5 protein-coding genes and 3 pseudogenes are annotated in these 6,810 nt (G+C 72.5%); 7 read left to right on the top strand and 1 reads right to left on the bottom strand.

Annotated elements, in window-relative coordinates; all coding sequences use genetic code 11:
• Positions 1 to 181 precede the first annotated feature (181 nt).
• From AC2W7G_RS06760 to AC2W7G_RS06730, 7 genes and pseudogenes are all read left to right on the top strand, one after another.
• Positions 182 to 1,096: pseudogene (locus AC2W7G_RS06760) on the top strand (MFS transporter); the annotation flags it as partial.
• Positions 1,097 to 1,194: 98 nt separating this feature from the next.
• Positions 1,195 to 1,383, top strand: a pseudogene (locus AC2W7G_RS06755) (MFS transporter); the annotation flags it as partial.
• 98 nt (positions 1,384 to 1,481) lie between these two features.
• A complete protein-coding gene (locus tag AC2W7G_RS06750) occupies positions 1,482 to 1,685 on the top strand; it encodes a hypothetical protein (RefSeq protein WP_485867758.1) in 204 nt (67 codons plus the stop codon).
• Positions 1,686 to 1,694: 9 nt separating this feature from the next.
• Positions 1,695 to 2,546, top strand: coding sequence for a formyltetrahydrofolate deformylase (gene purU, locus AC2W7G_RS06745; protein ID WP_485867757.1), 852 nt, complete (start codon positions 1,695 to 1,697; stop codon positions 2,544 to 2,546).
• Positions 2,547 to 2,674: 128 nt separating this feature from the next.
• Positions 2,675 to 3,696 (top strand): annotated as a pseudogene (locus tag AC2W7G_RS06740) (sulfate ABC transporter substrate-binding protein).
• On the top strand, positions 3,693 to 5,360 hold the full coding sequence (cysT, locus tag AC2W7G_RS06735) for a sulfate ABC transporter permease subunit CysT (RefSeq protein ID WP_485867756.1): 1,668 nt from the start codon (positions 3,693 to 3,695) through the stop codon (positions 5,358 to 5,360). Before AC2W7G_RS06740 ends, cysT begins: the two are co-directional and overlap by 4 nt.
• Positions 5,350 to 6,321, top strand: a complete 972-nt coding sequence (locus AC2W7G_RS06730) for a sulfate/molybdate ABC transporter ATP-binding protein (protein ID WP_485867755.1) — start codon at positions 5,350 to 5,352, stop codon at positions 6,319 to 6,321. The genes cysT and AC2W7G_RS06730 overlap by 11 nt, the downstream gene beginning before the upstream one ends.
• A gap of 103 nt (positions 6,322 to 6,424) precedes the next feature.
• Here AC2W7G_RS06730 and AC2W7G_RS06725 read toward each other — a convergent pair whose 3' ends face one another.
• Entirely contained in the window at positions 6,425 to 6,685 is a 261-nt protein-coding gene (locus tag AC2W7G_RS06725; protein WP_485867754.1) for a hypothetical protein, read from the bottom strand.
• Positions 6,686 to 6,810: the final 125 nt, after the last annotated feature.

The raw sequence follows: 6,810 nt of genomic DNA, 5'->3' as shown, positions 1-6,810 counted from the left end.
CGGCTCACCTGCACGCGGCCGCCGGCAACGACGCCAGCAACGCGATCGCCCGCCGGCTGGGGTTCACCCACGTGGGCACCGAGCGCCGGGCCGAGCGGCTCGGCGACGGCACCTACGACGACCTGCACGCGTACGACCTGCTCCGCGCGTAGTCGTCGGTGGGCGCAACTACCCTGGGTCCATGACGCAGACGCGCGGCAACGCCGGCACCGACCTCGCCGAGGGGCACAGCCCCTGGCCCGCCCTGTGGGCCATGGTCATCGGGTTCTTCATGATCCTGGTCGACAACACGATCGTGTCGGTCGCGACGCCGGCGATCGGCCGCGACCTCGAGGCCGACGTCAACGCCGTCATCTGGGTGACCAGCGCCTACCTGCTGGCGTACGCGGTGCCGCTGCTCGTCACCGGACGCCTCGGCGACCGGCTGGGCCCCAAGAACGTCTACCTCACCGGACTGGCGATCTTCACGCTCGCGTCGCTGTGGTGCGCGCTCACCGGCTCGATCGAGGGCCTCGTCGTCGCCCGCGTCGTGCAGGGCCTGGGCGCCTCGCTCATGACGCCGCAGACGATGGCGGTCATCACCCGCACGTTCCCGCCCCAGCGCCGCGGCAGCGCCATGGCCCTGTGGGGCGCGACCGCCGGCGTCGCCACGCTGGTCGGCCCGGTGCTCGGCGGCGTCCTCGTCGACGCCGCGGGCTGGGAGTGGATCTTCCTGGTCAACGTGCCGGTCGGGGTCGCCGGCTTCGTGCTCGCCTGGCGCCTCGTCCCCACCCTGCCGACCCACAGCCACTCCTTCGACTGGACCGGCGTGGCGCTCAGCGCGATCGGCATGTTCCTGCTGGTGTTCGGCATCCAGGAGGGCGAGACCTACGACTGGGGCACGATCACCGGCGTCGTCTCGGTCCCGCTGCTCATCGCCGCCGGCCTGGTCGTCCTGGCCGTCTTCGCCTGGTGGCAGTCGCGCGTCCGCACCGAGCCGCTCGTGCCGCTGGGCCTGTTCCGCGACCGCAACTTCTCGCTGTCGAACGTCGGCATCGCCGCCGTGTCCGGCGCCATCACCGCGATGTCGTTGCCGTTCATGTTCTACGCCCAGCTCGTGCGCGGCTACAGCCCGACCGAGTCCGGCCTGCTGCTCGTGCCGATGGCGGTCATGACCGCGTCCTGGCCCCGGTCGTCGGCCGGCTCGTCGACCGCATGCACCCCCGCTACCTCGTCGCCACCGGCTTCGCCGCGTCCTCGGCCGCCATCTGGTGGCTGCTGGCGACCCTCACCCCCGACCGCGCGGTCTGGCAGCTGCTGCTGCCGATGGCCCTGTTCGGCGTCGGCAACGCGTTCCTGTGGGCGCCGCTGAGCACCACCGCCACGCGCAACCTGCCGCTCAGCGCCGCGGGCGCCGGGGCCGGCGTCTACAACACCATCCGCCAGGTCGCCGCCGCGCTGGGCAGCGCCGCGATCGCCGCGATGATCCAGGCGCGCCTCGCGTGCCGACACTGGGCGAGCAGGCCGGCGGCAGCGAGTCGCTGCAGGCGTCCGGCAGCACCCTGCCGCCGCAGGTCGCCGGCGAGTTCGCCGACGCGATGGCCGAGTCGCTCGTGCTGCCCGCGGTCGTCCTGCTGGCCGGCCTGGTCGTCGCGATGTTCCTCGCCCGGCCCACCCACGCGGGCTACGGCCGCCGAGCCGACTAGTCTGCACCCGTGACCGCCTCGTACGTCCTGACGCTCTCCTGCCCCGACCGCCCGGGCCTGGTCCACGCGGTCTCCCGCTGGGTCGCCGAGGCCGGCGGCAACATCCTCGACAGCCAGCAGTTCACCGACACCGCGAGCGGCCAGTTCTTCCTGCGCCTGCACTTCGACTTCCCCGACGCGCGGGTGACCGACGAGCTGCGCTCCTCGTTCGGCCCGGTCGCGGCCGAGCACGCGATGGACTTCAGCCTGGTCGTCGCCGAGGCGCCGCTGCGCACCATCGTCATGGTCTCCAAGGACCTGCACTGCCTCAACGACCTGCTGTTCCGCCAGAGCACCGGCGGGCTCAACATCGAGATCCCGGCGATCGTGTCGAACCACCCGGACGCCGAGCGGCTCGCCCGGTCCTACGACGTGCCGTTCCACCACGTGCCGGTCACGGCCGACACGAAGGCCGAGGCCGAGGCACGGCTGCTGGAGCTCGTGGCCGAGCTGGACGTCGACCTGGTCGTCCTGGCGCGCTACATGCAGATCCTGTCCGACGACCTGTGCCGCGCCCTCGAGGGCCGCGCGATCAACATCCACCACTCGTTCCTGCCCAGCTTCAAGGGCGCGCGCCCCTACCACCAGGCGCACGAGCGGGGCGTGAAGCTCATCGGCGCCACCGCGCACTACGTCACCGCGGCGCTGGACGAGGGGCCGATCATCGACCAGGGCGTCCTGCGCGTCGACCACCGGATGGCCCCGGCCGACCTCGCCCGCGTGGGCCGCGACGTGGAGTCCCAGACGCTGTCGCGGGCCGTCCGCCTGCACAGCGAGTCGCGCGTCCTCATGGACGGGCCGCGCACGGTCGTCTTCGACTGACCTACCACGCATCCCGGTCCGCGGACGCACGGACCAGCATGTGAGCAGGCCTCCACGGCCGGTCCCCGGCTCCTAGCGTGGCTCGTCGACGGCACGCAGCGGGCGTGCCCCGAGCCCGAAGGCCTCCCATGTCCCGACACCGTCTCGCCGCCCTCGCGACCGCCCTCGTCAGTGCCGTGGCGCTCGCCGCGTGCGGCGGCGGCGCCGCCGGAGGCTCCGGAACCACCCTGTCGCTCGTCGGCTTCGCCGTCCCGAAGGCGGGCAACAACGCCGCGCAGGCCGCGTTCGCCCAGACCGACGCCGGGAAGGGCACCAGCTGGAAGGAGTCCTACGGCGCCTCGGGCGACCAGAGCCGCGCCGTGGCCAACGGCCTGGACGCCGACTACGTGCACTTCTCGCTGACGCCGGACGTCGACCGGCTCGTCGAGGCCGGCCTCGTGGCCGACGACTGGGACGCCGGTGCCAACAAGGGCATCGTCACCGACTCGGTCGTCGTGCTCGTCGTCCGCAAGGGCAACCCCAAGAACATCCAGGGCTGGGACGACCTGGTGAAGCCGGGCGTCGGCATCGTCACGCCCAACCCGGGCTCGTCCGGCTCGGCGCGCTGGAACATCCTCGGCGCCTGGCAGCACGTCATCGCGAACGGCGGCACCGAGGCCGAGGCGAAGGCGTTCCTGTCGAAGCTGGTCGGCAACGTCGAGGCGCTGCCGGGCAGCGGCCGCGACGCCACCACCGCGTTCCAGGGCGGCACCGGCGACGTGCTCATCTCCTACGAGAACGAGGCCATCCTGGCCCGCCAGAACGGCGAGGAGATCGACTACGTCTCCCGAAGGACACGCTCAAGATCGAGAACCCCGCGGCGGTCACCGAGGACGCCGACCCGAAGGCGCAGGCGTTCCTCGACTTCGTCCTGAGCCCCGAGGGCCAGGCCGAGTACGTCAAGAAGGGCTTCCGCCCGCTCGAGTCGGTCCAAGGCGTCGAGGTCGGCGAGGTCGAGGGCGCCAACGACCCGAGCGACCCGTTCCCGACCCCCGAGAAGCTGTGGACGATCGACGGCGACTTCGGCGGCTGGGACGCCGTCAACACGACGTTCTTCGACGAGGACGCCGGCATCGTGACCAAGATCCTGCAGGAGTCCGGCAAGTCGTGAGCACCCTCGCCCCGACGGACCCGGGAACGGCGCGTGCGCGCCGTTCCCGGGCGTCGTCGTCCCTGACCCGCGGCTCGGCCCTCGGCCTGGGCCTGACCCTGACCTGGTTCAGCCTGCTCGTGCTGATCCCGCTCGCGCTCGTCGTCGTGTCGGCCGCCGAGGGCGGCTGGCAGACGTTCGCCGACACGCTGCGCAACCCGCAGACCGCGGCGGCGCTGCGGCTCACCGTGTCGCAGGCGCTGCTGGTGACGCTCGTCAACGTCGTCATGGGCACGCTCATCGCCTGGGTGCTGGTGCGCGACTCGTTCCCCGGCAAGGCCCTGCTCGAGGTCGTCATCGACGTCCCGTTCGCGCTGCCGACGATCGTCGCCGGCCTGGTGCTGCTCAGCCTGTACGGCCCGCAGAGCCCGATCGGCGTCGACGTCGCCAACACCGAGGCGTCGGTGTTCCTGGCGCTGCTGTTCGTGACGCTCCCCTTCGTCGTGCGCACGGTGCAGCCGGTGCTCCTCGAGATGGACCGGGACGTCGAGGAGGCCGCCGCGTCGCTCGGCGCGAGCCGCGTCACGACGTTCCGCCGGGTGCTGCTGCCCGCCCTGACCCCGGCGATCACCGCCGGAGCGGCGCTGTCGTTCGCCCGCGGCATCAGCGAGTACGGCTCGCTCGTGCTGCTGTCGGGCAACCTGCCGCTGCGGACCGAGGTCGCGTCCGTGCGCATCCTGACCTACATCGAGAACGGCAACGAGGCGGCCGCGGCGCCGTGGCGACGCTCCTGCTCGTGGTGGCGCTGCTCGCCATCACCGTCCTGCAGCTCGTCTCGCGGGCGGTGGCGCGCCGTGGCTAGCCGCACCCGGACGCCCCGCACGCCCGGCACGTACGTGCGCCGGACGCTGGTCGCCGCCTACCTGTTCATGCTCGTCGTCTGGCCCGTGGCGCTGGTCGTGCGGCACACGTTCGACGGCGGCACCGAGAACCTCACGACCGCGCTGGCCGACCCGGTCGTCACGTCCGCCCTGCGCCTCACCGTCGTCGTGGCCGTCTGGGCCGTCGTCGTCAACACCGTCTTCGGCGTGGCCGTCTCGATGCTGCTGGTGCGCCACGAGTTCCCCGGACGCCGGGTGCTGTCCGCGCTCATCGACCTGCCGCTGTCGGTCTCCCCCGTCGTCGTGGGCCTGGCCCTGCTGCTCGCCTACGGCGGCGCGAACGGGTTGTTCGGGCCCACGCTGGAGGGTCTGGGCCTGCAGGTCGCCTTCGCCACCCCGGGCATCGTCATGGCCACCGCGTTCGTCGCGCTGCCGCTGGTCATCCGCGAGGTCGTCCCCGTGCTCGAGGAGGTGGGCACCGAGCAGGAGCAGGCCGCCCGCAGCCTCGGCGCCGGCGGCTGGCAGACGTTCTGGCGCATCACCCTGCCGTCGATCAAGTGGGCCCTCGTCTACGGCGTCGTGCTCAGCCTGGCGCGCAGCCTCGGCGAGTTCGGGGCGGTCAAGATCGTCTCGGGCAACCTCATCGGCCAGACCCAGACCGCCACGCTCGTCGTGGAGCAGAAGTACCAGGACTTCGAGCAGGGCAGCGCGTACGCGACCAGCTTCCTGCTCGCCCTCATCGCGGTGGCGGCGCTCGTCGTGGTCACCGTCCTGCGACCCAAGGAGGACCCCGATGGGGATTGAGATCACCGGTGTCTCGAAGCGGTTCGGCGACTTCGTCGCGCTCGACGACGTCTCGCTGTCCATCCCGAGCGGCCAGCTCACCGCCCTGCTCGGACCCAGCGGCGGCGGCAAGTCCACGCTGCTGCGCATCGTGGCCGGCCTGGAGTCCGCGGACGAGGGCCAGGTCGTCATCGAGGGCCGCGACACCACCGGCGTCCCGGCGCAGAAGCGCAACGTCGGCTTCGTCTTCCAGCACTACGCGGCGTTCAAGCACATGAGCGTGGCCAAGAACGTCGCCTTCGGCCTGGAGATCCGCAAGCGGCCCAAGGCCGAGGTGAAGGCCAAGGTCGCCGAGCTGCTGGAGCTCGTCCACCTCGAGCAGTTCGCCCATCGGCTCCCGGCGCAGCTCTCCGGCGGCCAGCGCCAGCGCATGGCCCTGGCCCGCGCCCTGGCGATCGAGCCGAGCGTCCTGCTGCTGGACGAGCCGTTCGGCGCCCTGGACGCCAAGGTGCGCAAGGAGCTGCGCGACTGGCTGCGCCGCCTGCACGACGAGGTGCACGTGACCACCGTCTTCGTCACCCACGACCAGGAGGAGGCGCTCGAGGTCGCCGACTCGCTCGTGGTCATCAACGACGGCCGGATCGAGCAGGTGGGCACGCCCGACGACCTGTACGACAAGCCGGCCAGCGACTTCGTGCTGTCGTTCCTGGGCCCGGTCACGACGCTGGGCGACCGGCTCATCCGGCCGCACGACATCGAGATCTCGCGCTACGAGCAGGCCGCCGTCGTCGACGGCCCGATCACCCGCTGGACGCGTGTCGGCTTCGAGGTGCGCCTGGAGGTGACGCCGACCGACCCGCGCCACCGCGAGCCGGTGCAGGTGGTGCTCACCCGCTCGGACGCCACCGCCCTGGGCCTGCACCCCGGCGACCACGTCTGGCTGCGTCCGCAGCCCGGCGCCGACGCCGTCGTCCGCGCCTAGCGTCCACCCCGGCCGCACGCTCGCCTCGGCGCTGAGCGTGACGTTGTGCACGCGACACGCCGCGGCGGGCGTGCACAACGTCACGCTCAGCGCCAAGGAGAGGTCAGGACGAGCGGCGGGCGAGCAGGGTGGCGTCCTCGACGTCCATCGTCCGCCCCTCGCGCTCCACCGTGCGCGGACGCTCCTCGCACACCAGCACCTCGAAGTCGTCCGGCAGCGCGGGTCGCAGGTCCTGCGCGTGCCACATCGCGCGCGCCTTGGCCCCGTCCAGGTGGGCGAACGTCTCCGACGGCGCGTGGCCGACCACCAGCAGGTGCCCGCCGGGCGCGACCGCCCCAGCGAGACGACGGGTCACGTCGACCATGCCGGCCTCCGGCGGGTGCGAGGAAAGTGCGTGGTGACCCAGGTCCCACGGTGCGGCCGCCGGACCGGGTCGAAGGCGCGCGCGTCGACCTGCCACCAGTCGGTGCGGTCGGCCACCCCCGGCCT

This window comes from Aeromicrobium sp. PFPM2_SD2, assembly GCF_057364525.1.
The sequence above is the reverse complement of the archived record's forward strand: the minus strand, read 5'-3'. Positions and strand labels throughout refer to the sequence as shown.

Bases quoted from the DNA above. Each gene is read 5' to 3' on its own strand.
- AC2W7G_RS06730 (WP_485867755.1), top strand. From the start codon at position 5,350: ATGGGGATTGAGATCACCGGTGTCTCGAAGCGGTTCGGCGACTTCGTC.
- AC2W7G_RS06725 (WP_485867754.1), bottom strand. From the start codon at position 6,685: ATGGTCGACGTGACCCGTCGTCTCGCTGGGGCGGTCGCGCCCGGCGGG.